Source organism: Mesorhizobium sp. C277A (assembly GCF_040324395.1).
In the GTDB taxonomy this organism is placed as follows: Bacteria; Pseudomonadota; Alphaproteobacteria; order Rhizobiales; family Rhizobiaceae; genus Mesorhizobium.
The window spans coordinates 1,968,043-1,994,888 of record NZ_JAMYVW010000002.1; the positions used below are offsets into that span (position 1 = coordinate 1,968,043).

The window sequence follows — 26,846 nt, forward strand, 5'->3', positions numbered from 1 at the left end:
TGTTGCGGAGTTAGTCAGGAGAAACGGACTATGTCGGACAAAGAAATTCATCGGGGCGCCTCGCGTTTTCGCCCTATCCGCGTCGTGGACGCCCGCGTGTTTCGCGGGCCGCACCTCTATAGTATGACGCCAATGGTCCAGATTCGGATCGACCTCGGAGCCCTTGAGGCGTTCCCGACAGACAAACTGCCCGGGTTTTCCGAACAAATCGTCCGACTGTTGCCCGGCCTTGCGGGCCATGGCTGCAGCTATGGCGCCGCCGGCGGCTTCGTCCGCCGCATGCAGGAAGGAACCTGGCTCGGCCACGTCGTCGAGCATGTCGCCCTGGAACTGCAGAGCATGCTCGGTCACCGGGTGACACGAGGAAAGACACGGTCGGTCAAAGGCAGTCCCGGCACTTATAACGTCATGTTCGCCTACAAGGATGAGCTTGTCGGGCTGCTCGCCGGACGCGTCGCGCTCGAACTGGTGGACAGCCTGCTGCCGGCCAATCTGCATGGTGTCGAGGGGCTCGGCGACATTGCGGAAACGCAGGGGCCATTCGAGTTCGCAGCCAGGCTGCAGCAGCTCAAGCGTCTGGCCGCCGAGCGTGCCTTGGGGCCTACGACTGCTTCCTTGGTGCGCGAGGCCGAGAGGCGGGGCATACCCGCCGCGCGGATCGACGACAGCAGCCTCGTGCTGTTTGGTCACGGAAAGCATCAGAAGCGGATCCGCGCCAGTTGCAGCGACCTCACTTCCGAGATTGCGACCGAGATCGCCTCGGACAAGGACCTGACCAAATTCCTGCTGCAACAGGCCGGCCTGCCGGTGCCACGCGGGGAGCTGGTGCGATCGGCGCAGGACGCAGTCGCGGCGGCAGCACGGCTGGGCTACCCCGTGGTCACCAAACCACTCGATGGCAATCATGGAAGCGGCGTCAACATCGGTCTGGCAACAGAAGACGAGGTCCGCTGGGGCTTCGAACAGGCGCGAGAACACAGCCGTAGCGTTATAGTCGAGCAGCATTTCGTCGGCTCGGACCACAGGATCCTGGTGATCGGCGGAAAGGTGGTGGCGCTCGCCGAGAGGGTTCCGGCCCATGTGGTCGGCGATGGCCGGAGTTCTGTCGCCGAGCTCGTCGAGGAGACGAACCGCGACCCACGAAGGGGAGAGGGCCATTCCTCGGTATTGACCCGCATCGAGATCGACGAATGTGTCGAGCATTTCCTGTCAAAATCGCAGCTCACCCTGGCGAGCGTTCCAGCGCCGGGTCAAATGGTGCTCTTGCGGCCCACCGCCAATCTCTCCACCGGTGGGACCGCGATCGACCGAACGGAAGAAATCCATCCCGAAAACGCGCTGATCGCCAGGCGGGCGGCACAGATCGTCGGCCTCGACATTGCCGGGATCGACTTCGTCTGTCCCGACATCTCACGGCCGGTGAGCGAAACCGGCGGCGGCATCATAGAGGTGAATGCCGGTCCTGGCTTTCGCATGCATCTCGAACCCTCGTCGGGGCGCGCCCGCAACGTCGCACGGCCCGTGCTCGATCTTCTCTTCAAAGGCGGCAAGGACGGCCGGATTCCGATCTTCGCGATCACCGGGACCAACGGCAAGTCGACCACTGCCAGAATGCTGGCGCACATCCTGCAGGCGAATGGCGCAACCGTCGGGCTCACCTCGACCACCGGCGTGTACCTGAACGGCGAACGAATCATCACAGGCGATTGCTCAGGCCCGCAGAGCGCCAGGATCGTGCTGCGCGAGCCGGGTGTCGATGTCGCGGTGCTGGAATGTGCACGCGGCGGCATCCTGCGCGAAGGGCTTGCCTTCGATGCATGCGATGTTGGCGCGGTGCTGAACGTCCACGGCGATCATCTCGGGCTGAGGGGCATCGACACAATCGAGGACCTGGCGGAGGTGAAATCGGTCGTGGTCGAGTCCGTCCGCCGCGGCGGATGGAGCATTCTCAATGCCGACGACGTCCATACGTCCGCAATGTCGCGCGATGCCGGCGGCAGGATCTGCTACTTCTCGCTGGCGAGCAGGAGCGAGTGGCCCGGTTTCTTGCGCAGCCACCTGGCGGAAGGCGGCCGCGCCGTGACGCGGGAGCCCAGCAGCGACGGCTGGGACATTTTCATCCACGAGGATGGGGAATCGATGTTCTTGATGAGCGTCGACGAAATTCCCGCGACCTTCGAGGGTTCGGCCGAATTCAACGTTGCCAACAGCCTGGCAGCCGTCGCCATGGCGCATTGCCACGACGTTCCGGCGGCAACGATCCGGGCGGCGCTGGCCGAGTTTGGCACCTCGTTCGAGCAATCTCCCGGTCGCCTCAACGTCTTCGACGGACATGGTTTCCGCACCATCGTCGACTATGCGCACAATCCGGAGGGGCTGAAGGCGCTCGGAAAGCTCGTTTCCCACATGAGGCGCGGCTATCAGCGCACGATCGGCCTGGTCGCCATACCGGGCGACCGCCGCGATTGCGACATACGCGAGATGGGCGCGATCGCTTCGCGGATATTCGACGTCATCGTCTTCAAGGAGGATGAGCAGGAGCTGCGCGGCCGAGCCCCCGGAGCGATCGCCGGCTTGCTGCGGGAAGGTGCCTTGAACGCCGGCTGCGCCCCAGGCCGCATTCACGCCGTCTGTCCCGAGAAGGAGGCCGTCGACGTGTGTCTCAGGCTTGCACGGGAAAACGACCTTGTCGTGCTGACCGTCGACGACGTTGAAGCCGTGTGGCGGCAGGTAACCGGCTTCGGAGGCGCGACGCCTTCGAGGGGAGGGCCCGATCAGACCCATATTCGCCATCTGAGGGCTGGCTGATGTGGTCGCTGATCCTGCACGGCGGCGCCAAGGAGATCGATCCGCAAGAGGAGGAGGCGCATCGCAACGGATGCATCGAGGCACTCGAGGCAGGTCGGGCCGTCCTGGCCGGCGGCGGAACGGCGGTCGATGCCGTGGAAGCGGCCGGTCGCATCCTCGAGGCGGACCCGACGTTCAATGCGGGATATGGAAGTGCCCTCAATTCGGACGGCGAGGTCGAGATGTGCGCTGGCCTGATGGAGGGCAGGGACTTCAATGTGGGTGCCGTCGCAGTGATCAAGGGCGTGCGCCATCCAATCAGTGTCGCGAAGGCAATGCTGCATGAGGAGCCGATCCTGCTGGCGTCGGAGGGGGCCCGGCGTTTCGCCGCCGACAAGCAGCTGGAGCTTTGCGATCCGGCGGATTTGATCACGCCGCAGCAGCGCGACGCCTCCAGCAAGTCGGAGGCGAAGGATACGATCGGTGTGGTTGCCCTGGATCAGTACGGGGACATCGCCGTGGGCACTTCGACCGGCGGACTGGACGGCAGTGCTCCGGGTCGTGTGGGGGATTCTCCGCAACCCGGTTGCGGCTACTATGCCGACAACCGGTTGGGAGCCGTCGCCTTCTCGGGAGACGGTGAGCATATTGCGCGAAAGGCTCTCGCGGCCCGTGTCATGCAGTCACTCTCGGCGCGGCAGGCATTGTCCTCGGGACAGGCTGAAGGCGGCCTGGAGCAGGTGCTGAATCCCGCGCTCAAGGAAGTCGAGGCGATCGGCGGCGAAGCCGGAGCCATCGTGCTTACCGCGACCGGCGTGTCTGGATGGGCGCATAACAGCAGGGAGTTCGCAGTCGCTTTCATGACCAGCGAGGACAACCACCCGCACGTTTTCCTGCGCAAGAAAGACGTGGGCAAATGACCGACAAGAAGAAAAAACGATCCTCGAACGGTAAAGCTGGAACGCTCGTCATCATCGGCGGCCACGAGGACCATGATGGCGATCGTGTCATCTTGAAGGAGGTAGCGAGCCTGGTTCCGAACGGCCGCCTGGTGCTTGCCACCATCGCGTCTCATGAGCCGGATGGCTATCTCGAGAAGTATCAGAGGTCCTTCGGTGAGCTGGGCATCAAGGATGTCATCGAACTCTACGTCAACGACCGCCTCGAGGCAGCTCATGAAAAGAAAATAAGTGCGCTCGCAAACGTGAGCGCGGTGTTCTTCTCCGGCGGCGACCAACTCCGGATCACCAGCCAGATCGGCGACACGCCCATCGACGAGCGGGTGCACGAAATCTATGAAGCCGGCGGCGTCATTGCCGGCACCTCCGCGGGCGCGTCGGTCATGAGCGACACGATGATGGTGAAGGGGCCGAACGCAGCCTCCTTTCGGATCGGCCACATTCGGATGGCGCCGGGACTGGGCCTGCTGCCGAATGTAATTATCGACCAGCACTTTGCGGAACGGGGCCGCATTGGGCGGCTCATCGGGGCGGTGTCGCAGAACCCGCGCGTCCTCGGCATCGGCATCGATGAAGACACCGCGATCGTGGTGAAGGGCGAGATGTTCAAGGTCATCGGCAGCGGCGCTGTCTATCTGGTCGATGCAGCCGGCGTGACGCATTCCAACATCGCGGAAGGTGAGCCTGATGCCGCCCTTTCCATCCATGATCTTAGGGTTCACGTGCTGAGCTCAGGCGACGGGTTCGATCTCGCGCTGCGACGGCCGGTAGGGCTTCCGTAAGACTTCGCCACACTCAAGCTGATGGTGCGGCGCGGTCCGCGTACCGCGAAAACCGCATATATGAAGCAGTTCTCCTATTTGAAGTCGCCCAACCAGAATTGTCGCATTGTTGCGGGTCCGGCAGGATTACAGACGGCCTCTCGTCGGCTCCAATCCCGCTAAGCTGAAGACCGTCGCTCGCCCGGCGTTCTGTCGGGCTAACCCCGCCGGCGACTGGCCTGAATGGCAGCAAAGGTTACCGGACGAAACCCCCATGCGTCGACGCCGACATCATGCTGGCGCGTCATCGGCTTCAGACGACCGTGCGAATGACCGTGCAGGTTTACCGACCTCTTGCCGATCTGGTTCCAGGTGCGAAAAGGATAGTGGCACAGAACCAGCAAGCTGCCCTCGACAAGAAGCTCCATGTAGTGGTGCACGCTCGCCCAGGCCGGGTCGCCAATGGTGGCGGCGCCATCATTGTTGCCAATTATCAGGTGCTTGGACCCGTTAAGAGACGACAGCAGTGAAGACACGGTCTCGGCTGGACCCTTGGCGAAATCGCCGAGGTGCCAGACCTCGTCGTTCGGGCCAACCGTTTCGTTCCAAAACGCAACCAGCGCCTGGTCATGATCGACCAACGAGGCGAAGGGACGCCGGTCGAGGCGCAGAATGCGCGGATCGTTGAAATGCGTATCGGAAGTGAAGAAGATCATGCGCCGCGGCCGGCTGCGACGCGCGACCGGCGATCGCGTCTAACTGCCGGAGCGCTCTTCGGCTTCATCATCGATCCCGATCGGGGCTTCCCTAAGCATCTTGAGTGCCTCTTCCTTCGTAAGGCCGCACTTGCGCGCGAAGTAGAGCGCCTCGATCGCCTTTTCGCGATCCGCCGTGGATTTTGCGTGCTGTTTGGGCTTTTTGCCCATCGTTCTCTGCCACCTTCCGAGGCCACCAAACCATCACAGTGCCGCGTTGTTCCCGTGCATCGGCTGACCTGCCGGACTGCGCGAATGCCGATGTCGCCGGCATCCCGCGAGCCCCGGACAGCGCGTATATCAGCCGGCTCGCGACAACGGCGGAGCGACTCCAACCCCGACAGCGTGAATTCAAACGAAAGCCCGCGCCGTGGGAGGGGCCGGCGCGGGCGATCGGGCTACCGATCTTGCAGCGCGGGGGTCGACCGCTGCATGGCTCGAACTGTGCAAGCGAGCATTTGTTCCGGGCCGCATGCAAAGCATCGGCGTTTCATTGCAATTCTGGGGGACACAACCAGCATTTCGCTTCAGTCCGCCGCCGATGTGGGAGGATGAATACCGCCTTGCGCTAATTCGTCCGCCCTGGACACGAAACCAACCGCGCATTGAGCGCGTAGCTTCGGCGATTTAAAAACACCTGCACTGGAATATTTCCGGGCGCATGGAACATCTCCGGCCGCTGATGTTTAGGCCGGAATGACGATGATCTCTGTTCTTACAATGATTTACTCTCTCGCCATCTTTATCGGCGCGAAGCGGCGCAACCTCTTGGTGAATGCGAAACTCGATAGAGTTTTGCGCAATATGGCTGGCGCAGAACTGAATCAACGTGGCCAGTAAACCGCAACACCGCCGGTTCCAGTTCACAGCCAGTGTCCTCGCGGCCGCTACCTCGGTTCGGGTGGCAAGCGGCTCGGCAGGACTGCAAGGGCCGCCCCCTCTGGGCTGGCTGGTGCGTGGTCGATCCGATTTCGTCGATGAGGGCGGAGCACGATGCTCCCGCAGTGCGCCGTGCTGGCTCGAATTGCGGGGCCGCGTCCACGATCCGCTCACGGGGCACGCACCTTTAGGTCCGGCCCACGCGAGTGGCTTCGGAGGACCTATCCATGAACGATGATGATCCTATAAATTCGCTCGCCAATGCAATTCGTCATCGCAGCGCAATTTTGTTTGTGGGGGCGGGGGTATCGATCAGCGTCGGACTTCCGTCTTGGGAGAAGCTCATCGAGCGAATGGCAAAGGAGCTCGGCGTCGACGATGAATTTTCCACGCGACGCGATCGTTTTCAGACCTTGGCCGAATACTATCGGATCAAGCATGGCAGCATCGGACCACTTCGCAGTTGGATGGACAGAAACTGGTCTGTCGCCAAGGAACGGATCGAGAAATCGGAATTGCACCGTCTCATCGTGACGCTCGATTTTCCCGTCATCTATACGACGAACTATGACCGGAACCTGGAACTCGCTTTTGAAATCCACGGTCGAGAGTACGTGAAAGTGGCCAACGCACGGCACGTTGCGCAGGCCCGTCGAGGCATAACGCACATCGTGAAATTTCACGGCGACTTTGACGAGGACTCTTCCCTTGTCCTCACCGAAACCGACTATCTTGACCGCCTGTCCTTCAATTCTCCCCTTGATGTCCGCTTTCGCTCCGACGCTCTCGGCAGCACGATCCTGTTCATTGGCTATAGCCTCTCCGATCCAAACATCCGGCTGCTGTTGCACCGGCTTTGGCAAACCTGGCACCGGTCTGGATATGAGAAAGATCGTCCCCCTTCGTTCATCTTCATGCCCAGCCGCAACCCTGTGGAGGAGGCCGTGCTTGGGCGCTGGGGTATTTCGGTGCTCGTTGGCGCAGGTGATGATCCTGAAGCCGGTCTGACGGATTTCCTCAGGCGTTTGGTGGAAGCGGTCGCGGTGACCTGAGGCGCGCTCCCCAGTGGACCGTGGTTGGGTTTTCGCAGGTGCGCGGTGACCGACGAACCGGGCGGTGGCCGACAGGCGCCAGATCGGCGACTGTTGGAGCCACGACTTCCACAATCAATCCCGCAGCGATCATCTTGGCGTGAAGTCGATCTCCGGCGTCAATTGCCGGCAATATGCACAAACCAAGTCAATCGTCGTTTGCACATCATCCAAGCAAACAACTTCGGACGGGGTATGCATGTAACGCAAAGGCACGGAGAGCACCCCACTTGCGACGCCGCCGCGGTTCTGCTGCATGACACGCGCGTCGGTAGGGCTTGAGCTGCCCACCGCCTGAAACTGATAAGGCAGGCCCTCTTTCTCGGCCACCGACTTCAGCAGATTGAACACCACCGGGTTGGTGTTCGCGCCTTGAGTGATTGCCGGCCCTTTCCCAAGGTCCAGTTTGCCCTGATCCTCGGCGCGAGCGCGCGGATAGTCCATCGCCACGCCCATATCGATTGCGAGGCCGGTTCGAGGCGCGATATTGAACGCCGAGGTCATCGCGCCTCGGGAACCGATTTCCTCTTGAACCGTACCCAGGATATAGAGCCCCACGCCGGGGTGAACGCCTCCCTCCTCAGAGAGGCAGCGCAGCACCTCGGCGCCGATGAGGAGGCCGACCTTGTTGTCGAACGCTCGTCCGACAGCAAGGTTGCCCTGGAGCGCTGCAAACTCGCCATGGATAGTCACCGCGCTGCCGACCTCTACGACCTTCAACGCTTCCTCTCGCGAACTCGCGCCGATATCGATCCACAGTTCCATCAGCGAGGGTGTTTGAGACGTGTCAGAGGCTTTGAAGGTCTGGATTGCTTTGCGACCCACGACCCCCAGGATCGGCTCTTTGCCGTGCACCCAGACACGCTGGCCGATTTCAGTGGCAACGTCCGTTCCACCTATGGTGCTGAAGAACAGAAAACCGTCATCGTCGATGTAGTGGACGATGAAGCCGACCTCATCCATGTGCCCGGCATACATGAAGCGCATAGACGCCTCAGGATTGATGATCGCTGTGACATTGCCCATGACGTCCGTCGTCAACCTGTGGGCATACGGACGAACATACTCGCGGAAAAGCTCCGCTACAGGTTGCTCAAAGCCGCTCGGCGACGGGGTCGCCACAATTTTCTTCAAGAACTTGAGTGATTCATCGCGCATGAAGCTGACTTTCACAGTTCATGGGTGGAGGGCCATTCGAGCATGGTCATACTCGTCGGGCTTCGCGCCAATTTTGGCCTTCTTCGGTGCGATCGCCCGCGAATTGGTCAGCCCAAGGCAGGTTGTGGAGCCAGGCTTCGCGCCGGGGGGTCCAAAGCTCGTATGCCGGGAGAAGGTCGTTTGGCGCATCATCGAGAGTGCCGATCATGATCTCGGCTTCGTCGTCGCGGAGGTTCACCACGCGCGACCCGCATGCCGGACAAAAACCTCTGCCGTTGAATGCAACAAGCTCGCCCTTGCACTGGTAAGCCGACCGCGGCCACACGGCAAAGGCACTGTAGGTGCTGCCGCTGGTTCTCTTGCAATCCTGGCAATGACACAAGCCAACGCGCAACGGCGCGCCGGTGACAACATACCTCACAGACCCGCAAAGACAGCCGCCGGTCCGCTCTATCTTTTCAACCTTGCCGTTCATGGTCGCCGGAGCCATGAGTGAGGGAAGCGTGTTGGACTCGGCTCTGCCGTTTGCATCCGAGGCGTCAAGTTAATCGGCAATGTCTTCAACAAGGCCCAACTCCAAAGCTCTGGCTGCCATCAGGTAGCAGTTGGTCAAGGCATGGTCGCGCAGCTCTTCCAGCGATGTTCGAGAACCTTGGACGAGATCGGCGAACCCTTCATTCTCGAGTCGCTCTGCCGTTTCCAACAGCGCAAGTTGTTCGCGAACGATCTGAAGACAGCTTCGAATTGGTCCATTCAGAACCAAGTCTTTCTCAAGCCTTCTTTCATGAATCAGCAGGACTGCTTGCGGGCAAAGGAACCTGCAGGCTTTCGGGAAAGCGGCAAGGACCGTTACCCCGGCAGAGTAAACCGTATTCTTGCCAATGATGTAGCCGTTGCGGCCCGAGTGTTTCAGAAAAAGCTTGAACTCTAGAGCTAGACGTCGCGCGCCGTCGGCGTCGCCTCCGGGCGTGTCGATTTCAACGTAGAGATCGTCTTCCCCGGAACGCACGGCTTTCAAATCGTCCAAGGCTTTGGTGACGACAGTGTCATCAATCAAGCCGTGTATACGCAAGTTTGGATCGAACAAAAGCCGGTGAAGGTCTGGAGCGGGCGGCGGGGAGACGGTGTGTTCGGCTGACTGGGGCAACAGGTCCATATAGGCATCCTCATTATGGGGGTCGAACTTAGTTGGTACCTTTTTGTTCCCTTGAGGGAGTTCGAGCGGTGGTGATCACAGCCGCGTCTCTCGGCGGCTGTGGAGCTCCCTCTTTCATTGCAGATCCTTTTCGCACCAGGCCCGGTAGAGGCACCTCAGCCGCTAGGTTGGCTCCATGGGCATATCGGGCATTTGCCGGAGCTGACGCAGTCGCTTTGCTGATTTCTGCCACGTCCGGGACCAGTCCTGTGGACGGTTGAACTCAACGGCCTCAATGGTTCCCGGCTGCTGCCTCCCGGACCCCTGCGGTCGGGCTATTTTTCCTGGCCGTGCCATTTTTCCGGGGGGCTGAAACAAACAGCTTTGTTGGCAGTTCTAGCGTCCGGAGCACCGGCTCCGCGCGGCGCGGCCGAGCGGCCGGGGCTGTCCGGCAGGAGGTCCAGCAATGTCTCACGATATGCAAAGACGATTTGCAACGCGCTTGATCGCGGTTGCGCTGATGCTCTCGGCCAGTGGCGTGGCGCCTGTCCTGGCCCAGGATACCCCGACCGACTTCACAGCGATCATCCAGCAGAAATTGCCGGCCGTGGTCGCGATCACGACCCGGGAGGTTGTCCAGGACCAGACGACGGCGGGCGACTTTACAAGTCCGTTCGACGGCCAGGGCTTCGGACCCGTTCAGCCGCAGGTGAGGGAGGCGCTTGGCTCCGGATTTGTGATCAGTGCCGACGGCTACATCGTCACCAACAACCATGTCGTTGCCGATGCGACAGAGATCCATGTCGTATTTTCCGACAAGGAAACGGCGCCGGCGCAATTGGTCGGCCGTGACCCCGCCACCGATATAGCGGTGCTGAAGGTCGACCCGCGGCCCAACATGACCACGACCAAATGGGGTGACTCGGATGCAATGCAGCCGGGCGCATGGACAATCGCGATCGGCAGTCCCTTCGGGCTCGGAGGGACTGTCACTGTCGGCGTTCTTTCGGCCCGCTCGCGAGACATTCAAGCCGGGCCGTATGACGATTTTCTCCAGACGGACGCGTCGATCAATCGAGGCAACTCGGGCGGTCCGCTGTTCAACGCACGTGGCGAGGTGATCGGCGTCAACACCGCCATCGTCTCGCCGTCCGGCGGCAGCATCGGGATCGGGTTTGCGGTGCCATCGCGCACCGCCCAAAGCATCGCCGACCAGTTGATCAGAACCGGCCGGATCGAGCGTGGCTTCATCGGGGTCCGCCTGCAGGACATCACGCCGTCGCTGGCTGAGGCCCTCGGGATGAAAGATGACAAGGGCGCGCTGGTTGCTTCGGTCGAGCCCGGCAGCCCGGCGGAGAAAGCCGGCTTGAAGCCGGGTGACGTGATCACCCGGTTCAACGGCAAGGGCATTGAGGGTGTCCATGACCTCACGCTTGCGACGGCTAGCCAGAAGCCTGGCAGCAAGGCCACTCTGACACGGAGTAACGGCGGAAAGGACCAGGAGATCGCGCTTGTCATCGGTGAGCGCAAGGATGCGGAGGTGAAGACCGGCGCTGTTCCCGACAAGAAGTCGGCGGCCGAAGGCCTCGGCCTATCCCTCAGCCCGATTCCGGATCAGGCGCGTCAGCAGCTAGGCATCAAATCAGGAACAACCGGCGTCTTCGTCGTGGAAGTGGTTCCCGATGGCCTTGCCGCCCGGAGCGGATTGCAGCCCGGCGATGTCATCATATCGGCCAACAATCGCCGCGTGACGGAGCCTTCGGATATCGTCGAGGAGTGGGCGAACTCTCGCCGGCAGAGCAAGCCCATCCTGTTTCGGCTGGAAAGGCAGGGGCAGTCCGTGTTCGTGGCGGTCGCCGGGAAATGACCGTCTCCAGGACGGCCATGTGACTGCACCAGGATCCGCTTGCGGATCCTGCTCCAAGGGTGTCGGACCCCAGGTGCACCGGGGAAGCATCGCCGCAGAAAGTCTGCGGGATGCGCTCATCGGCCGGGTGCGCAACGCGCACTGATTCTGCAGCGCCATCGTGCTCGAAGGCGCTCGCCATCCTCAGGCAGTTTCGCGCCTTGCCGTAAGCCGTGCCTGGAGAAGGACGACGACGAGCAAAAACAGCCCGCGGATCACCGACTGCCAGTAGGCTGACAGCGAAATCCAGCCCATGCCGTTTTCGAAGTTCAGGACGTTGAAAAGGATGCCGAGCAACAGCACGCCGGCCAGCGTGGTCAACACCGAGCCAGAGCCGCCGGTCAGCAGCGTCCCGCCCACGACGACCGCTGCGATGGCAAACAGTTCCCAGCCGACGCCCTCGATCGGCTGGCCTGCGCCGAACTGAGAAGCGAGGACGACGCCGGCGAGCCCGGCCAGGCACCCGCTTGCGACATAGACGAGAAATTTGACGCCGTCCGTGCGCAGCCCCATCAGCCGCGAGGCATCCTCGCCGCCCCCGATGGCCAGCACCGTCCGTCCCGTGCTGGTGTAGTTCAGGACCACTGAGCCGACGGCATAGGCAACCAGGGCGATGACTGCCGGAATCGGGAAAATCCAGAAATTCCCTTGGCCGATGGCGGTGAAACCCGAATCGTAAGACACCGAAACGGTCTGGTTGCCGGCCAGAAGCAGCGCCGAGCCGCTTGCGGCCAGCATGGTGGCAAGCGTGGCGATGAAAGGCATCAGGTTGCCGCGCGTAACCAGGAGCGCGTTGATCAGCCCGGCTGCCAGGCCGGCGCCAACGCCCGCTGCAAGGCCTGCCACGATGCCGTGCGGGCTCGCCAGGGCTGACGCGACGCTGCCCAAGGCGGCGACGGAGCCGACGGACAGGTCTATGCCGCCGGTCATGATCACGAAGCACATGCCGAGCGCGACGAGCGCGAACATCGAGTTGTAGCGCAGAACGCTCATCACGTTGAAGAGGCCGAGGAAGCGGTCGTAGCGCAGGAATCCGAACAGGACGAGGGCTGCAAGCGCGATGACGACACCGTAAGTGCCGATGATGCGAACCAGTCTGGCGCTGTTCATGGATTACACCCGGTGTTGCTGCTGCAGCCAGACGGCGAATGCGATGATGCCGGCCTTGACGACGAGCGCAGCGGCGTCGGGTACGCCATTGGCGAGCAGCGTGTAGCGCACCAACTGGATGGTCAGTGCGCCCAGCAGGGTGCCGATGATTGTGGCCTTTCCGCCACTCAACAGCGTGCCGCCCACCGCGACCGCCGCGATGGCGTCGAGTTCCATGCCCAGCCCCACGAGATTGGCGTCGCTGGAGGAGTTGATCGCAATGACGACGAGACCGGCTAGCCCCGCGCACAGGCCGCTGATCGCATAGACAGCGAGCTTGATCCTCGATACGGCGATGCCGGCGAGTTCAGAGGCCTTTTCATTGCCGCCGACCGCCAGGATGCTTCGCCCGAACACCGTGCGGTGAAGGGCCCAAGCGGCCGCCGCAACCAGCACGGCCATGATGATGACCTGCGCGGGAATGCCGAGCGGGCGGGCAAGTCCGATCCACTGGAATTGCGGCACGCGGAAGGTCTGCAGATTGCCGTTGGTCATGACCTGCGCGATCCCGCGCCCGGCGATGAACAGCACGAGCGTTGCGACGATCGGTTGGATGCGGAAACGCGAGACCAACCAGCCGTTGAACAGCCCGAACAGGCCGGCGACGAGGATCGAGGCAATCATCGCGACGGCTACCGCCAGATAGATGTTTCCGACCGGGAAGATCGTGCCCATGAAGATCATCGGCGCCAATGCGCCGGAGATCGCCATCAGCGAACCAACCGACAGGTCGATGCCGCCGGTGGCGATCACCAGGGTCATCCCCACCGCGACGATCACAATCGTGCAGACCTGGGTCAGGTTGACGTTGAGTGTCTGCAGAGTCGCGAAATTGCGCGTATAGGCAAGGTTGAAGACCACCAGCAGCACAAGCGCGATCACCGTGCCGTAGCGCGCCAGGAAACCGAACACATCAAAGCGGCGGTTTCCAGCGTCGTTGGCTGCGGATGGTGTGGCCAGATCGCTCACGCTGCCTCCTTCGCCGCGCCGCCATGCGCCATCGCCGCGAGCACGTCCTCCTCGTTGGCTGCCTGGCCTTCCAGTTCGGCCACCCTCACTCCTTCGCGCAGCACGAATATGCGGTCGGCTCCTTCCATCACTTCCTCGAGTTCCGAGGAGATCATCAGCACGCCGAGCCCGTCATCGGCAAGCTTGCGGATGAGGCGCTGGATCTCGGCCTTGGCCCCGACATCGATGCCGCGCGTCGGCTCATCGAGAATGAGCAGCTTCGGGTTCATCGCCAGCCAGCGGGCAAGCAGCACCTTTTGCTGGTTTCCGCCCGACAGCTCGCGGACCTTCTGGTTGGGCCCCGAGCATTTGATGTCGAGTTCACGAATGAAGCGCTCGACGATCTCCTTCTGCCGGGCCTCGTTCAGGATGCCATTGCGGCTGATTTTCGGCAGCAGTGCCAGTGTTATGTTCTCCGCGACGGTCATTTCCGGCACGATGCCCTCGGCCTTGCGGTCCTCGGTGCAGAAGCCCATCCCCGCGGCGATGGCATCGGCGGCACGTGCGGGATGGTAGGACGCGCCCTCCATCGTCATCTCGCCTGCGCTCCGGCGGTCGGCGCCGAATACGAGGCGGGCTGTTTCGGTGCGGCCGGCGCCGAGCAAGCCGGCAAAGCCGGCGATCTCGCCGCGGCGCAGGTCGAAGCTCACGTCACGGACCAACTGGCCGGCCGCCAGCCCTTGCGCGGTAAACAGCACATCACCGATCCTCGACCGATCGCGCTCGCCGAACGCGGTCGCGTGGCCTTCGACGGCTGCGACGTCGCGGCCGAGCATGGCCGCGACCAGCTCCAGCTTGCCGATGTCGCTCATCGCCGCGCTTCGCACCGTGCGGCCGTCACGCATGATCGTGACCCGGTCGCAGACCTCGTACAACTCGTCGAGCTTGTGGCTGACGAACAGAACGGAGACGCCGTCGGCCTTGAGCTGACGGATAACGCTGAACAAGACCGAGACTTCACGCTCGTCCAGCGAGGAGGTCGGCTCATCCATGATCACGAGGCGGGCGGAAAAGCCGATGGCGCGGGCGATCGCCACCATCTGCTGCGTGGCGGTGTTGAAATCGCTGAGCGGGCGGCGCACGTCGATGCCGATCGAGAAGCGGCTGAGCAGGCGCTCGGCTTCCGCATGCATCGCGCTCCAGTCGAGCAGGCCGCGGCGACGCTTCTCGCGTCCAAGGCAGATGTTCTCGGTGACCGAGCGCAGCGGTACGAGATTGATCTCCTGGTAGATGGTGCTGATGCCGCTGACCTGGGCCTGATGCGGAGACCCAACCTCGAACGGCTTCCGTTCGAACAGCACCTGGCCCGCATCCCGGCGGTAATAGCCGGTGAGCACCTTGATAAGTGTCGATTTGCCCGCACCGTTCTGGCCGATGAGTGCGTGGATCTCGCCCGGAAGAACCTGGAGCGAGGCATCGGCCAGGGCAGGGATGCCGGCAAAACGCTTCTGGATGTCACGCATGTCCAGGAGCAGCGCGGCTTGGTCCGGCTGAGCGGTCATCGTCAAACTCCCAAACCCTACCCGCCGGAGCGGGTAGGGCAGCTGGAAAGAGAGTGGATATCAGAACGCAATATCGAAGTCTTTCTTCGCGTTCGTGGCGTCGAAGAAGGCATCCTCGTTCTTGATGAACGGCGGGATCTTCTTGCCGGCCGCATAGTCGGCCATCGTAGCGAAGGCCTTCGGCCCGAACAGCGGGCTGCAAGCGCAGATAGCGCCGATCTTGCCGTCAATGATCGCCTGGACGCCTTCCTTCTCGCCGTCGATCGACAAGATCAGCACATCCTTGCCCGGGGTCTTGCCGGCTGCTTCCAAAGCGGCGATGGCGCCCAGCGCCATCTCATCATTGTGCGCGTAGATGATATCCGCATCAGGGTGCGCCTGAAGCAGCGTCTCGGCGACCTGCCGGCCCTTGTCACGAGCGAAGTCGCCGGACTGCGATGCCAGGATGGTGAACTGCGAGTGCTTGGCGATGAAATCGTCGAAGCCTTTCTTGCGGTCGGTAGCGGCCGAGGCTCCGGTCGTGCCTTCCAGCTCGATGATCTTCGACTTGCCATTGGCGTTCTTGATCAGCCATTCCCCGACGCGGGTCGCCTCCTCGATGAAATCCGAACCGATGAAGCAGACATAATCCTCGCCCGGCTTGGCCATGGTGTGATCAACGTCGCGGTCGACCAGAAACACCGGTATGCCGGCATCGCGCGCGGCAAGAATGACCGGCACCAGGGGCTTGTCTTCGCGGGGCGGCAGGAAGATTGCGTCGACGCCCTGCGCGATCATCGAGTTCACGTCGGAGGCCTGCTTGGCCGACGAGCCGGCGGCATCCGTGTAGACCAGCTGATGGCCGAGCTTGGCGGCTTCGTCCTGCATGCTCTTGGTCTCGGCAAGACGCCACGGATTGTTGCTTTCCGTCTGCGCGAAACCGACCTTGTACTTGTCCTTCTTGGCGAGCGGCGGGAGCGCCGCGAAGGCGCGTGAGCCGAGTGTCAGCGCGACCGCGCCGGCGGCGGAGCCAACCAATAGTTTTCGACGGGTAATGATCATGCTCTTTCCTCCTTTATTGTCGCTTTCAGCGACTGTGTAATTTCCTCACGATATCGGCCTTGACGGCTTTGGCGATGACGCCGTTGGCAAGCTGGATCAGGCTCTATGCCGCCTTCAAAATGAAGTCGGCGCAGCGGTCGCCCAGCATCATGGCGGGCGCCGCCGTATTGCCGGCATTGATGTTGGGGCAGGCCGACATGTCGGCAACCCGCAGATTGTCTATTCCGCGCACGCGCAGCGCCGCGTCCAGCACCGCCATCCGGTCGCTGTCCGAGCCCATCCGGCATGTCCCGGCCGGATGGTAGTTGGTCTTCACAAAGCGCTTGCAATGCTTTGTCATGGCTTCGTCGCTGAGATCATCCTGGCTTGGCACGGCAATGGCCTTGACCCGATCGGCGAGCGGCTTGGTCTGAAAAGCCTGCAGGAAATAACGCTGGCCGCAGATCATTTCCCTCATGTCGTCGGGATGTTTAAGGAGGTTCGGCGAAACGATCGGCATGTCCTTCGGATCCGCCGAACGCAGCCTTACGAAACCGCGCGACTTTGGCTTCACCACCACTGTCGTCACGGTAAGCCCATAGGTGTTCTCGACCAAGGTCAGGATATCGCGGTCCAGATAGACGTGCGGCACGCAGAAGGCCTGGATCGTCGGTTCGCCCTCGGGATCGGCCGGATTGACGAAGGCTCCGGCCTCCACCCCCGCTGACAGGATCGTGCCGGTGCCGAAGAGCTTGAAATGCAGGCCGTTCCTGATCATCCTCCAGCCTTGGCCCTGCCTGAAATAGCCGTATGGGCCGTTTGCGGTGGCGATGATCGGCACCTCCGGATGGTCGATCAGGTTTTCGCCGACCCCGGGCAGGTCGGCGACGCAGGAAATGCCGTGCCCGGCAAGCGCCTCGGCGGGGCCGATGCCGGACAGCATGAGCAGTTTCGGCGAGACGAGGGCACCGGACGAGACGATCACGTCGGCATCCGCATGGACGGTATGCTCGGCGCCCGACGCATCCGAGTAGACGACGCCGGTGACCCGACCTTTTTCGATCAGCAGCCGGCTGACTGTGCAATTGAGTTTCAGCGTCAGCTTGGGATCATTCGTCAGCGGCTCGATGAAGGCATAGGCGGCGCTGCTTCGCTTTCCCCGCCGGTTCATGAACTGGTAGAAGCCGACCCCGCGCTGCGACGGTCCGTTGAAGTCATGGTTGTACGGCAATCCAAGGCCTTGGACGGCCTGGACGAACCAACGGGAAACATCATCGATGTGGCCTGGATCCGAGACCAGCAGCGGACCTTCGCTGCCATGCAGTTCGCCGCCGAGGCGGTTGTTTCCCTCCATGCCGGTGAAATGCGGCAGCACCGCCTGCCAGTTCCAGCGTACGCCGGCATTGTTGCCGCGCAGCAGCTCGTCCCATTCCTCATAATCGGCCGAGCGGCCTCGCATGTAGACCTGGGCGTTGACCGAGGTGCCGCCGCCCAGCACGTTGCCTTGCGAGATTTCATGGACGCGGCCGTCGAGATGGGCCTGCGGCTCGGTGCGGTGATAGCGCATGAATTTCGAGCCGTTGATCATCTTGAAGATGCCGGGCGGCATGTCGAGCAAGGGGTGATGATGGGAATGGCCGGCCTCCAGCAGCAGAGTTCGCCGTCCCGCTTTGACAAGCCTTGCCGCCGCGACGCAGCCGGCTGCTCCGCCGCCCACCACGATATGGTCGTAGGACTGCGTCATGCTTCCGGCGCCTCACGGCTTTCGAATGTTCCGCGGACATACTCCCAGGCCGCCGAGAGGTGGTTGAGCAGCGCCCGCTCGGCGCCGTCAGGATCTCGCTCAATGATGGCCGTGCAGATTTCACGATGGCTGAGGAAATTCACGCGGTTGCGCTCGGGCGACCGTGGCATGCGCATCCAATGCGGCGACAGCCAGGCGGTAAATGCCTTGTGCACGACAGGCAGCACCGGGTTGCGCGCGATGTCATAGAGCGCTGCGTGGAACGCCACGTCCGTCGCATAGAATTTCTCGGAATCCGGGATGGCCGCCTCGTTCATCGCCAGCGCCGCCCTCAGGGCTGTGACGTCATCCTTGCGGGCATGGATGGCGGCGTTGCGCGCCAGCGACGCCTCGAGGAAGACGCGCATGTCGTAGAGGTTCTTCACGCCCGCCTGGTCGCTCAGCAGATGTCCTACAATGCCGTCGAGGGCGCCGAGCGCGGCATCCAGGCCAGGCCGGCGCGCCACGGGCCGGAACCGCGGACGCGCTTCCACCAGGCCGCGGCTGGCCAGGCGCGCAATCGCCTCACGCACAACGCCCCGGCCCACACCATACTCGATCATCAGTTCGCGCTCGGCCGGCAGGTAGCTGCCGTCGCCAAGCCTTCCGGATGTGATGTCGGCCTCTATGCCGGCCACCATCGCGTCGGCCGCGCGGGCGGCGAGAATAGCCGCGGGCATCTCAGGACGCTCTTCCGTATCCAGCAAGCCTTTTTCCTCCCAGATGGTCCTGTTATTAGAAGGTAAATCGGACCAAAGCACAAGCGGATTGATGCTTTTGTAGGACCAAAAATGACTGATTGGCTTCAGAATCGCTGAAAGATCAGCCACATTGTTGCCAGTCAGCGCTGCCGGTGCAATTATGGTCCGATGAAAAAACCTGAATGGAGCGCAGCATGAGCCGCACCGAAATCAAGGAAGTCGAGACCCGGCTGTTCCGGGTCCCACTGCGTGAGGTGATGACCGATGCCAAGCACGGCGCGCACACGCATTTCGAGCTGGTCACCGTCACGCTGAGGCTTGCCGACGGCACCGAGGGCACAGGCTACACCTACACCGGCGGCAGGGGCGGCTATGCGATCAAGGCAATGATCGATCACGACCTCGCGCCGTTCCTCAAGGCTCGCGACACGACGCAGATCGACACGATTTACGACGGCATGCTCTGGCACATCCACTATGTTGGGCGCGGCGGCATCGCTTCTTTCGCGATATCGGCGATCGACATCGCGTTGTGGGACCTCAAGGGCCGGCGTAGCGGCCTGCCGCTTTGGCAGATGGCGGGCGGGGCCGGGAAGAGCGCCAAGGCCTATCGCGGCGGCATCGACCTAAACTTTACCCTCGATCAGCTTTTGGCCAGCATCGGTTCCTATCTCAATGCCGGCTTCACCGGGGTGAAGATCAAGGTCGGCAAGGACGACCTGGCCGAGGATGTGGCCCGGGTGAAGGCAGTTCGCGAGCGCATAGGACCTCATGTCACCTTTATGGTTGACGCGAACTACGCGCTCGACGTCCCGCGAGCGATCGAGGCAGCGAGAGCATTCGCCGCCTACGATCTGCTGTGGTTCGAGGAGCCCATCATACCCGACGACTATGAGGGTTACGCCAGCATTGCCAAGGCGACCGGAATGCCCTTGGCAATGGGAGAAAACCTGCATGTCATCGAGGAGTTCGAGCATGCCTTCGCTTGGTCGAATCTCAGCTACATCCAACCCGACGCCTCCAACTGCGGCGGGGTCACGGGCTGGCTGCGCGTGGCAGCGCTCTCACGCAAGGCTGGCATTCCGGTCTGCAGTCACGGGATGCAGGAACTTCATGTCAGCCTCGTTGCAGGTCAGACAAATGCCGGCTGGGTGGAGGCGCATAGTTTTGATGTTGACCATTATACCACTGAGCCGCTTAGGCTTCGGGATGGTTTGGCGATAGCCCCCGACGAGCCTGGAGTGGGCGTTGTCTTCGACTGGCAGAAATTGGCGGATTTTCGCCAATAGCGCCTTGCATGGAACATGGTGCCTGTCGCTGCCGTTTAGAAGTCTTGGAGGCGGCCGCATGCATTTTGTCCAGATCCTGCTTCCTCGTTCCGGCAACGCGGAGAGCGCTTCGCCGAGGAAGACTTCGACCGTCTGAAGAACGAACTCGCCGCCGCCGCAGCCAGCGGGCATACCTCTTATCGGATGCCACACTTACATTTGTAATTGCAGCGACGCTTCACCGGCTTTAACTCACGCGATCATAGCAGCGACACGACAAATGCAGGCGGCCGCCCGAACACCGGCAGAAGTTGCAAGCATTGGGTGCGCCTGCAGGGAGGCGGCGATGGTTGCAACGCGTACGGACACTGCGCATGCGGTTATGGAGGACTTCATTCTATGGCGGCACCGCTCACCGGTCCGCGAAGTTGGATTTTACGAGGCTATGAGTCAAACCCGACAAGCGATCGCCGCATCGCGCGAGGTGCTGAGGCGCTTTCGCGAACGTCAGGGCGACGACACTCCTCGAGCAAAGAATACAGACCGTGGTCCTGTCGCCGTGTCAGCCTTCGATGCCGACATCATACGCGCTGCATGCCGAGATCTGATCGCGGAGATGAACGTGCCCGAGTGTCAATGGCGCGAGCTGGCGCGAAGTCTGGTGCGCGAATTCGTGGCCTGCGAGGAGACCGAAGCCGGTTTGGTGGATTGGATCGTCCGCCGGCCAGCGATGACGAAGACGGACGAGGCCGGCCGACCGGAGCCAGCCGGCGAGGCGGCGAATGAGCCAGGAGTCAGTCGACCGCAATCAACGCGAGCAAGCAGATCTCCCGGCGACTTGTTGCGCCGAACTGCGGTGGTCCCAGGATCGGAAACTTTGGCGAGCGGCTTGGACACATCTGATCCTCCTCGTTTTTAGGCGTCCGGCCCCGTGTCCGCATTCGGAGACGAATGCGTCCAGCCGACTGTCTAAGGCAGACGGCGACGGCCATGTCGCGTTGCTCCCGGCCTTCGCTCACAAAGGAGCCCAAGCCGGACGCCAACCAGGCTGCATTAGGCCAATGGGAACAATTTGCGCGGGCCGAGCTTGGGCTAGCGTCGTACAGAGGTGCAAGTATGCAAGATAATTTTGACCGAGCTTCATCCGTCGCGGAGGTTGCGGAATCATTCGTGAGATCCCGGAGGCCGTTCTCTGTCGTATCGACCCGGGATGCGGTCACGATTGTCAGGAAACAGGCAGCTTTTTGCGAGCATACGGATGGCGAGCTTGCGGAGTTGGTGGCGGCAATTGCGGTCAGGCATGGTCGATTGGTCGCGTTCGATCTTGATCTCGACGACACAGGCTTGGAGATCGGTCGCGCAGCATAGCCAACGCCTCACGCAATGAGATAGCCACCGTCAACCGGCAAAATTGCCCCAGTGATGAATCCCGCGAGCGGCGAACACAAGAACAAGGCGGGGCCGGTCAGGTCGCCCGGCGTACCCCAGCGACCCATCGGAGTGCGTTTCATCAATTCCGCGTTGCGAGCTGGATCGGCCCGTGGCGCGGCGGTCATGGCGGTCTCGATCCAGCCAGGCGCCAATGCGTTTACGCGGATGCCATCCCCGGCATAGGCGATGGCGAGCGACTTGGTAAGTTGCACGATGGCGCCCTTGGATGCGGCGTAAGCCGGCGCATGAGCCGCGCCGAAAAACGCGAACATCGAGGCGATGTTGACGATGGCGCCCCCGTTCGAGAGTGCCCCTCGGAACGCGCTCGCACTCCGCATGGAGCCGGTGAGATTGATATCGACCACCGTTTCGAAACCCTGGACAGTGAATTCGGCGGCGCGCAGGTTTACCCCTGCGCAATTTACGAGCGCTGCAACGGATGTGAACTGACTGGAATATCCTTCGACCGCAGTCATGTCCCGGACGTCGAGTACTGAATACAAGACGGGGGTGCCGCATGCACGAGCGGCCGCTACCTCGGCGGCCGTGGCCCCCGTCGCGTGGACGATTGCCCCGGCCCCGGCGAACGCCATGGCGATGCCGTTTCCGATGCCTGTCGTGCCTCCGGTAATGACGACGGTCTTGCCCGCGAAGAAGGGCATCGCCCATATGGAATCGGTCACCAAGATCTCCTCGTTTCGCCTCTGTGGCGGAGCGCGAACTTACCGCAGCGGAAGACAAACGGGCGGATGTCTACCGCACGAATTGATCGACGAAATCGTCCCCGAGACCCACGCTCGCATAGTGGCTTCTGCACATGTCGATCTTGGTGAAAACGTCCTCGAAACCAATCTGCTTGTTATCCTTGTCCAGGTAAACCATGCAGCCGGAGATGTTGAAGAAGGTGATCATCTCGGGCACGTCGCTTGGAACCGTGAGCGTGTGGATTTCACCGGGCGGCTCGAAAACGTAAGATCCGGTCTCTGCCACCCAGTCGTGTTCAAGATAGTGCCAACGCCCCTTGATCACATATCCATGCACGGGGGCCGGATGCAGATGACGGCTTAATATCCCGGCCCGGCGTACGCGGAGCAGATTGCACCACTGCCCCTGCATTGTGTTGAGCATAAGTGGTCGGAACCACACGCCCTCCGCCTGTGGGACCCAGACACGCTCGTCTTCGGGGACGGCAGCGATCGCGATCTCTTTCGGTGCCAGGGGATGGGCGGAGCCGTTGAAGGATTGATACATAGGAACCTCTGTCGCCATTCATTGGAGCGTCCATATCAGCGCGATCCTAACAACTCGGCCGAGTTCTGCCGAGGCGCAATCGGGCGCCCACGCATTGGGAAAGTTGTCGGCGCTCGCCCGCCCGCTGCCGCGACCGCAAGCGGGAAGAGGTTCAGGATGGTCCGTTGGGGGTCGAAGACGATCCGTGGGTTCCTTCTTGCCTTATCATGCGGCTATCCGGGAGTGCACCGGGCTGGTCCTGGTCTGGAAGCCCCGGTTTCGGACTTCCAAGGCCAGCAAGGCGAGTTCGACCTCGTCCAATCGCGACGGGCGTGCATTTTCCGGCATGCCTTCGGCTGTGGCCAGGTCGATCAGATACTCGTTCCAGGCCCAGTTCTTGAGCACGGCGCGTTTCTCGTCGGGTGCGAGCACCGGGTCGTCCACGACCTCCATCGGAGAGGCGTAGAATGTCTCGGGCTCCGAAAGCGCCGTCTGTATGTGCGCTGTCTGTGCACCGGCGCCATAGCCGTGACTTGCCTGGAGCCAAGCCAACTGCAGCCGCTGCCAAACCAGGTCGGAAAAGGCCTGTTTTTCCTCCGATACATGTTGTCTCCTGATCTTGGCCGGGGAAGCAGGAGGTGCCGCCTGCACCACGTAATTGAGGCCTTGACGCTCGGCATAACGGATCGCCGCTTCCAGCGTCGGAAAGTTCAGTTCAACCTGGGTCAGGGTGTCCCGGCCACCGGTATAGCCCATCAGCGGCTCGATGAACGGGGCTGTGCGGCGTTCGAAGACCAATCGCCAGTCCCTGTGGGGCTTTGCCGAGGTCATGGCCGAGCGGCAGGGCTGGTAGATCCGCGCCACTGCGCCCTCCGGAAACACTGACCGTCCCATTGACAAAGCCGGCCCGTCTAGACGAGGCCGATTGTCATTGTCCGGCCGGACGGACGTCTTGGTTGGGTTCCTGATGTTGTCGCTGCTTTGAACTGTCTCCATTGCCTGTCCCTCCCGTTATGAAGGGTCGCACGGGCAGCGGCCGTAAGGGCCGCCACCCATACTGCATCCGTCAGTTCTTCCCGTTGATTGCGATCCGCTTGGCCTTCGCCTGCGCCCGCTCGGTCTTGGGCAACGTCACGGTCAGCACCCCGTTCTTGAAGGTGGCGTTGACCTTGTCTTCTTCGACCTCGTAGCCGAGCGGAATGAGGCGCTCGAAGCGACCGTAGAAGCGCTCGGAGAACTGCCGGTCCTTGTCCTCGGTCTCGGAACGCTTCTCGCCTTTAAGCTTGAGCGCCCCATTTTCCAGCAGGACTTCTATGTCGCTCTCGTCCAGGCCAGGTATTTCCGCCGTGACGCGGACTTCCTTGTCCGTGTCGGAGATTTCGACACTCGGCCAACTGGCGGCGAAAGAGGGACCGAAGGCCGGCAGTCTGGCGCCAAAGCTGCGGAAGGCGTCATCGAACAGCCGGTTTACCTCCCGGTGGAGGGAGACGAAGGGGTCTCGATCTCCGTCGGGGAAGAGACTGGGCGCCGAGTTTCCGTTGCCCCGGCCCCAGGGGATCAAGTCACGTACGCTCATTGTCTTTCTCCTTTCGTAGGTCTCTGAGCCGGACGGGACGCCCGGCTCAAGCGAAAGCCTTCATAGTGGATTGCTCAGGCGGCCAGCTTGTCGGTCTCGATCTTGGGAGCCTCGATCTTCGGCATGGGAGCCCCGCTGGAGATTTCGATCTTGCGCGGTTTCATCTCCTCGGGAACCTCGCGCTTGAGATCGATGCTCAGCAGCCCGTTCTCAAGGCTGGCGCCCTCGACTTTGACATGATCGGCCAGTTCGAACCGACGCTCGAAAGCGCGCCCGTTGATGCCGCGGTAGAGATACTGGCCGTTCTCATCGCCGGATTGCGACCCGCTCAGAACCAGCATGTTGGGCTGGTGGGTGACGGTCAACTGGTCCTGCGGGAAACCGGCGACCGCCATCGTTATGCGATACTGATCATCATCAACCTTGGCGATATCGTAGGGCGGCCAGTTGTCGAACGAGGCCACACGGCTCGCACTTTCAAGCATGTCGACCATGCGGTCGAAGCCGATGCTGGACCGGTATAGAGGGGTAAAATCGAGGTTTGTCTTCATAGCCACATCCTCCTTTGAGCAACATGGACAACAGAAGGCACCCAAGAGCCTTGCCGCCTCCTGGTGTTGCCGGCCCCATTGGGCGGCCGGCGACCATCAATTTAGAATCGCGACTTGCACCTTCAAGAGCAAGAATAGGAAAATTTTCATCGGCAATCTGGGCCCTGGACGATCAGGAGAAGCGCGCCATTCTTTCGGCAACATCGGCCAAAACGTCGTGGGGATGTTTGAAATGCCGCGCCGGATGCAGCAAGCGGTCCAGAAAACGTCAGGGCCCCACGGGTTCAATCGATGCAAAATAGCTCGAAATGGGTCCTTCCATGGATGGTCCTCCGCTTCAGACAATCTCATGCGTGTTTGAGTCTGGCGGCTCTCGCCATTCCCGCCGGCGAAATTTTGGAACGTCTCAAGCAAGTTTCAATGGCTCGGCACGGGCTACATTGCCGTCGTCAACGCCTTGGAACCATTTTATCGGGCCGGTCAAACAATCGGCGAGAATCTCAATTCTGACGTCGGGCGACGCACCAATGCCACCCCTTCCGCCGGCGGGGTCACTCGCCGACGGGTCCATGGTGCAAGAACAACTACGTCGCCCTTAAATCCGATCGACGAATGGGAACTCGAAGGCCGAATCCGGCAGGAGAAACAGTCATGTCTTACCCTCTCCAGGACCTTGTGCATTGGCTTGATCACTGAGCCCTGATGCTCTCGACCGGCCGCCTTGTTCCGGCCATCGCACAGGAAATTCCGAACGACTTCAGCGCAATCGTGTGTCAGAGACTGCCAGCGGCTGTCGCGATCACGACCAGGCAGATCATCCAGGATCAAACGACGCTCAACGACTTCCCCAGGTGATGTCGATACCGAGAGTGATCGGTCCGGCACCCTGGGCGGCTCGATCACGACCAAAGCGAACGAGCCGTTCGCGATCGAGGGTGGCGATGCTGCACTTCCCCAGATGTTCGGAGCATAGCGAGGGCTGCGGCCTTGGAGCGGCGAGGGGACTTGCCTACATCGCACATGTCGTCGATATGGAGGTCGATGAGTTCGCCGAAGGCTTCAGGCGCGCTAACAGGGCTTGTCGGCGTCTCACTGCGACCGACTTGGTGTCGGTGCCCCGGCGCCGCGCATCCTCGCGTTGCAGGAAGGTCTCGCTGACGCAGCGTGTGCGGTAGGTTCTAAGGTTCTGATGCTAAACAGATGCTGAAATACCAAGAGCATAAACTGGCCGTGGCCCCGATGATGGACTGGACCGACCGGCATTGCCGGTTCTTCCACCGCCAGCTGACGCGGCGTGCGCTGCTCTACACCGAAATGGTGGTGGCGGACGCTGTCATCCATGGTGCGCGCGAGCGGCTGCTTGGTTTTGACGAGACCGAACATCCGGTGGCACTGCAGCTCGGCGGCTCCGATCCGCAAAAGCTGGCCGAGGCGGCGCGCATCGGCGAGGGCTTCGGTTACGACGAGATCAATCTCAATGTCGGCTGTCCGTCCGACCGCGTCCAGTCCGGCACGTTCGGCGCCTGCCTGATGAAAGTGCCTGACCTCGTCGCCGATTGTGTGGCGGCGATGAAGGCGGCGGTGACAATCCCGGTGACGGTCAAATGCCGCATCGGCGTCGACGAGCAGAATCCGGAGCCCGCGCTCGACGCGCTGGCCGACGGCGTCTTCGCGGCCGGCGCCGACGCGCTGTGGGTGCATGCGCGCAAGGCCTGGCTGGAGGGTCTGAGCCCGAAGGAAAATCGCGACATCCCGCCGCTCGACTATGACAGGGTCTATCGCCTCAAGGCGGGAAAATCGAACAAATTCATCGGCATCAATGGCGGCGTTCAATCGCTCGAAGAGGCGGCTCGCCACCTCGATCATGTCGATGGCGCCATGCTTGGCCGCGCCGCCTACCACACGCCAGGCATCCTGGCCGGCGTCGACGCGGCATTCTACGGCGGCAAGGCCGGCGCCTACGATTTTGCCGCGCTGATCCACACGATGGCCGACTATGCGGCGCGGCATATCGAGCAGGGCGGGCGGCTCGGCCACGTCACTCGCCACATGGTCGGGCTGTTCCACGGCCTGCCGGGCGCGCGCCGCTTCCGGCAGATACTGTCCACCGACGCGACGAAACCCGGCGCCGGACCGGATGTGCTGAAGGCAGCGTTCGCTGCCGTCGATTTCGACCGTGTTGAAAAGGCCGCTTAA

23 protein-coding genes are annotated in these 26,846 nt (G+C 61.9%); 7 read left to right on the forward strand and 16 right to left on the reverse strand.

Translation table 11 applies throughout. The features are described 5' to 3' along the window. The first annotated feature begins 30 nt into the window (after positions 1-30). Genes cphA through NKK52_RS09850 form a run of 3 tightly spaced genes read left to right on the forward strand, consistent with a single transcriptional unit; the run spans position 31 to position 4,528 of the window. Positions 31-2,808 (forward strand): cyanophycin synthetase, encoded by a 2,778-nt coding sequence (gene cphA, locus NKK52_RS09840; RefSeq protein ID WP_050586853.1) that lies wholly within the window; start codon positions 31-33, stop codon positions 2,806-2,808. After that, the gene (locus NKK52_RS09845) at positions 2,808-3,707 is read left to right on the forward strand and encodes an isoaspartyl peptidase/L-asparaginase family protein (protein WP_023682456.1); all 900 of its coding nucleotides are present in this window, start codon (positions 2,808-2,810) and stop codon (positions 3,705-3,707) included. Before cphA ends, NKK52_RS09845 begins: the two co-directional genes overlap by 1 nt. Further along, the gene (locus NKK52_RS09850; protein WP_023682457.1) at positions 3,704-4,528 is read left to right on the forward strand and encodes a cyanophycinase; all 825 of its coding nucleotides are present in this window, start codon (positions 3,704-3,706) and stop codon (positions 4,526-4,528) included. Before NKK52_RS09845 ends, NKK52_RS09850 begins: the two co-directional genes overlap by 4 nt. Positions 4,529-4,725: 197 nt before the next feature. Here NKK52_RS09850 and NKK52_RS09855 read toward each other — a convergent pair whose 3' ends face one another. Both NKK52_RS09855 and NKK52_RS09860 read right to left on the reverse strand, forming a co-directional pair. Then, positions 4,726-5,223 carry a hydrolase gene (locus NKK52_RS09855; protein ID WP_023682458.1) on the reverse strand — a complete coding sequence of 166 codons (498 nt, stop codon included), beginning with the start codon at positions 5,221-5,223 and terminating at the stop codon, positions 4,726-4,728. 39 nt (positions 5,224-5,262) lie between these two features. Beyond that, complete coding sequence (locus NKK52_RS09860; protein ID WP_023672674.1) at positions 5,263-5,433, reverse strand: hypothetical protein; 171 nt, start codon at positions 5,431-5,433, stop codon at positions 5,263-5,265. A 935-nt stretch (positions 5,434-6,368) separates the two neighbouring features. Here NKK52_RS09860 and NKK52_RS09865 point away from each other — a divergent pair. Further along, positions 6,369-7,193 carry an SIR2 family NAD-dependent protein deacylase gene (locus NKK52_RS09865; protein WP_023682459.1) on the forward strand — a complete coding sequence of 275 codons (825 nt, stop codon included), beginning with the start codon at positions 6,369-6,371 and terminating at the stop codon, positions 7,191-7,193. Positions 7,194-7,322: 129 nt separating this feature from the next. Here the strand turns inward: NKK52_RS09865 and NKK52_RS09870 are convergent, their stop codons facing one another. The 3 genes from NKK52_RS09870 to NKK52_RS09880 all read right to left on the reverse strand — a co-directional run bounded on the left by NKK52_RS09870 (position 7,323) and on the right by NKK52_RS09880 (position 9,546). Beyond that, positions 7,323-8,390 carry a M42 family metallopeptidase gene (locus NKK52_RS09870; protein WP_023682460.1) on the reverse strand — a complete coding sequence of 356 codons (1,068 nt, stop codon included), beginning with the start codon at positions 8,388-8,390 and terminating at the stop codon, positions 7,323-7,325. Positions 8,391-8,436: 46 nt separating this feature from the next. After that, a complete protein-coding gene (locus tag NKK52_RS09875) occupies positions 8,437-8,865 on the reverse strand; it encodes a GFA family protein (protein ID WP_050485925.1) in 429 nt (142 codons plus the stop codon). Positions 8,866-8,934: 69 nt separating this feature from the next. Then, on the reverse strand, positions 8,935-9,546 hold the full coding sequence (locus NKK52_RS09880) for an ATP-dependent Clp protease proteolytic subunit (protein ID WP_023682462.1): 612 nt from the start codon (positions 9,544-9,546) through the stop codon (positions 8,935-8,937). Between the two features lie 445 nt (positions 9,547-9,991). Between NKK52_RS09880 and NKK52_RS09885 the strand changes: the two genes are divergently transcribed. Next, a complete protein-coding gene (locus tag NKK52_RS09885; RefSeq protein ID WP_023682463.1) occupies positions 9,992-11,392 on the forward strand; it encodes a Do family serine endopeptidase in 1,401 nt (466 codons plus the stop codon). A gap of 183 nt (positions 11,393-11,575) precedes the next feature. On the opposite strand, the gene NKK52_RS09890 is transcribed toward NKK52_RS09885, so the two are convergent. From NKK52_RS09890 to NKK52_RS09915, 6 genes are all read right to left on the reverse strand, one after another. Then, complete coding sequence (locus NKK52_RS09890; protein ID WP_023682464.1) at positions 11,576-12,541, reverse strand: ABC transporter permease; 966 nt, start codon at positions 12,539-12,541, stop codon at positions 11,576-11,578. A gap of 3 nt (positions 12,542-12,544) precedes the next feature. Then, positions 12,545-13,549 (reverse strand): ABC transporter permease, encoded by a 1,005-nt coding sequence (locus NKK52_RS09895; protein WP_023682465.1) that lies wholly within the window; start codon positions 13,547-13,549, stop codon positions 12,545-12,547. Beyond that, positions 13,546-15,090: a sugar ABC transporter ATP-binding protein gene (locus tag NKK52_RS09900; protein ID WP_023682466.1), complete on the reverse strand. Its 1,545-nt coding sequence runs from the start codon at positions 15,088-15,090 to the stop codon at positions 13,546-13,548. Before NKK52_RS09900 ends, NKK52_RS09895 begins: the two co-directional genes overlap by 4 nt. Before the next feature lie 60 nt (positions 15,091-15,150). After that, a complete protein-coding gene (locus NKK52_RS09905; RefSeq protein ID WP_023682467.1) occupies positions 15,151-16,131 on the reverse strand; it encodes an ABC transporter substrate-binding protein in 981 nt (326 codons plus the stop codon). Between the two features lie 103 nt (positions 16,132-16,234). Continuing rightward, positions 16,235-17,854, reverse strand: coding sequence for a GMC family oxidoreductase (locus NKK52_RS09910; RefSeq protein WP_023682468.1), 1,620 nt, complete (start codon positions 17,852-17,854; stop codon positions 16,235-16,237). Then, a complete protein-coding gene (locus tag NKK52_RS09915) occupies positions 17,851-18,600 on the reverse strand; it encodes an FCD domain-containing protein (RefSeq protein ID WP_023682469.1) in 750 nt (249 codons plus the stop codon). Before NKK52_RS09915 ends, NKK52_RS09910 begins: the two co-directional genes overlap by 4 nt. 251 nt (positions 18,601-18,851) lie before the next feature. Between NKK52_RS09915 and NKK52_RS09920 the strand changes: the two genes are divergently transcribed. Further along, positions 18,852-19,883: a mandelate racemase/muconate lactonizing enzyme family protein gene (locus NKK52_RS09920; protein ID WP_280940309.1), complete on the forward strand. Its 1,032-nt coding sequence runs from the start codon at positions 18,852-18,854 to the stop codon at positions 19,881-19,883. Between the two features lie 1,355 nt (positions 19,884-21,238). Here the strand turns inward: NKK52_RS09920 and NKK52_RS09925 are convergent. The 5 genes from NKK52_RS09925 to NKK52_RS09945 form a co-directional block, all read right to left on the reverse strand. After that, entirely contained in the window at positions 21,239-21,976 is a 738-nt protein-coding gene (locus NKK52_RS09925; RefSeq protein ID WP_245263062.1) for an SDR family NAD(P)-dependent oxidoreductase, read from the reverse strand. Positions 21,977-22,046: 70 nt separating this feature from the next. Beyond that, the gene (locus NKK52_RS09930; protein ID WP_031215426.1) at positions 22,047-22,544 is read right to left on the reverse strand and encodes a 2,4'-dihydroxyacetophenone dioxygenase family protein; all 498 of its coding nucleotides are present in this window, start codon (positions 22,542-22,544) and stop codon (positions 22,047-22,049) included. Positions 22,545-22,748: 204 nt separating this feature from the next. Further along, complete coding sequence (locus NKK52_RS09935) at positions 22,749-23,387, reverse strand: NADH dehydrogenase ubiquinone Fe-S protein 4 (protein WP_348528162.1); 639 nt, start codon at positions 23,385-23,387, stop codon at positions 22,749-22,751. 202 nt (positions 23,388-23,589) lie between these two features. Continuing rightward, a complete protein-coding gene (locus tag NKK52_RS09940; protein ID WP_023682476.1) occupies positions 23,590-24,099 on the reverse strand; it encodes an Hsp20/alpha crystallin family protein in 510 nt (169 codons plus the stop codon). 74 nt (positions 24,100-24,173) lie between these two features. Continuing rightward, the gene (locus tag NKK52_RS09945) at positions 24,174-24,650 is read right to left on the reverse strand and encodes an Hsp20 family protein (RefSeq protein WP_023672654.1); all 477 of its coding nucleotides are present in this window, start codon (positions 24,648-24,650) and stop codon (positions 24,174-24,176) included. Between the two features lie 1,200 nt (positions 24,651-25,850). Between NKK52_RS09945 and dusA the strand changes: the two genes are divergently transcribed. Further along, positions 25,851-26,846, forward strand: a complete 996-nt coding sequence (gene dusA, locus NKK52_RS09950; RefSeq protein ID WP_023682478.1) for a tRNA dihydrouridine(20/20a) synthase DusA — start codon at positions 25,851-25,853, stop codon at positions 26,844-26,846.